The organism is Marinobacter sp. UBA2498, assembly GCF_002341575.1.
Taxonomy (GTDB): Bacteria; Pseudomonadota; Gammaproteobacteria; order Pseudomonadales; family Oleiphilaceae; genus Marinobacter; species Marinobacter manganoxydans.
This window is the reverse complement of sequence record NZ_DDOI01000071.1, coordinates 49,963-51,638: the sequence shown is the minus strand read 5'-3', so window position 1 is coordinate 51,638 and position 1,676 is coordinate 49,963. Positions and strand designations below refer to the sequence as shown.

Sequence of the window (1,676 nt, the reverse complement as noted above, 5' to 3'; positions counted from 1 at the left end):
ACGTAACAAGAGATCGAAGCTTCATACATCCCTGGCCTGTGTGGCTGGTTGTTGGCAGGACACTGTGCAATGGTATATCCGTTATGAACATTGGCGAGCCCTGATGAGGCTATCTTGACAGATTTGGTCCTGAAAAATCTCTGTGTTGGCACTCTCAGTAACGTGTCTTTGACGGTACCTGGTGGACAGGTTGTCTGTCTGTCCGGTCCGTCAGGCAGTGGCAAGAGTCGGCTGCTGAGAGCCGTGGCGGACCTGGAGCCCCATGGGGGCACCGTGTCTGTGGCTGATACCTGCCAGGAGGATTTGCCCGCCCACCAATGGCGAAGCCGGGTGGTGATGGTGCCGGCAGACAGCCAGTGGTGGTTTGATGAGGTTGGAGGTCACTTCCCGGATCATGTGAAGGCAGATTTGCCGTCAGCGCTGGGCTTCCCGCCCGAGGTGCTGGAGTGGTCGGTAAGCCGGTTGTCTTCCGGTGAGCGGCAGCGGCTGGCGCTCTGGCGGGCCCTGCTGCTTGAGCCTGAGGTTCTCTTACTGGACGAACCCACCGCCAACCTCGACAACGACAGCACAGAAGCGATTGAAACCTGGTTGCTTGAGGAAATCCGGAGGCGGCAGATCGCAGTGCTCTGGGTCGCCCATGATGTTGGCCAGATTCATCGGGTGGCCGATGCCCATTACCGGATTCTTGGCACCAGTCTGGAGCGCGCAGATGGAAGTGATTGATCTGGCCTGGTGGAAGTTGGGGCTGGCGGCGCTGCTGGTGCTCGCCCTGGCTGGGACGGGGTATCTGGCCCGGCTGGGCATTACCCGAAACCTGTTGATCGCTGCACTTCGAACGGTGATTCAGCTGGCGCTGATCGGGCTGGTTCTGGAGGCACTGTTTGCGTCGTCCGGGTTCTACTGGATCGCCCTGATGGCCCTGGTCATGCTTCTGGTTGCCGGCCGGGAGGTTGTGGCACGTCAGGGCCGAAGACTCCAGGGCTGGTGGGCGTTCGGTATCGGCACCGGATCGATGTTCGTATCGTCCTTCTCGGTGACGGTACTGGCGCTCTCGGTAGTGATCGGCCCAGACCCCTGGTACACCCCACAGTATGCCATTCCCCTTCTGGGCATGATGCTCGGAAACACCATGACAGGCGTCAGCCTGGCGCTGGATCGTTTGAACGAATCGGTCTGGCGGCAGCGGGCCGTCATCGAGAACCGCCTGATGCTGGGCCAGACCTGGAAGCAGGCGCTGGAGGATATCCGGAGGGACGCCATGCGCAGTGGTATGATGCCATCCATCAACGCCATGGCCGCTGCCGGCATCGTCAGCCTGCCCGGTATGATGACCGGCCAGATTCTCGCAGGCAGCCCGCCGGCAGTGGCGGTGAAATACCAGATTCTGGTGATGCTGATCATCACCGTCGGCACCGGATTCGGTGCCCTGATGGCAGTTTCCTGGGGCGGGCGAAGACTGTTCGACGACCGGGAGCGCCTGCGACTGGACCGACTGGTGAAACAATGATCGACCTGCTACGACGTTACCCCCTCCCTGTGATCGTTCTGGCCCAGCTTTTCGGCACTTCGCTCTGGTTCAGTATCAACGGTGTCTGGTTGTCGCTGGCCGGCGAGCTTGGCCTGACCGAAAGTGATCTCGGGCGGCTGACATTGGCGGTGCAGGCCGGGTTTATCGC

General features: G+C 60.9%; 2 protein-coding genes. Both read left to right on the top strand.

All coding sequences use genetic code 11. The annotated features are described in order from the left end of the window. Positions 1 to 114 precede the first annotated feature (114 nt). On the top strand, positions 115 to 723 hold the full coding sequence (locus tag B2W52_RS10305; protein WP_008172979.1) for an ABC transporter ATP-binding protein: 609 nt from the start codon (positions 115 to 117) through the stop codon (positions 721 to 723). After that, complete coding sequence (locus B2W52_RS10300) at positions 710 to 1,507, top strand: ABC transporter permease (protein WP_041645695.1); 798 nt, start codon at positions 710 to 712, stop codon at positions 1,505 to 1,507. Before B2W52_RS10305 ends, B2W52_RS10300 begins: the two co-directional genes overlap by 14 nt. Positions 1,508 to 1,676: the final 169 nt, after the last annotated feature.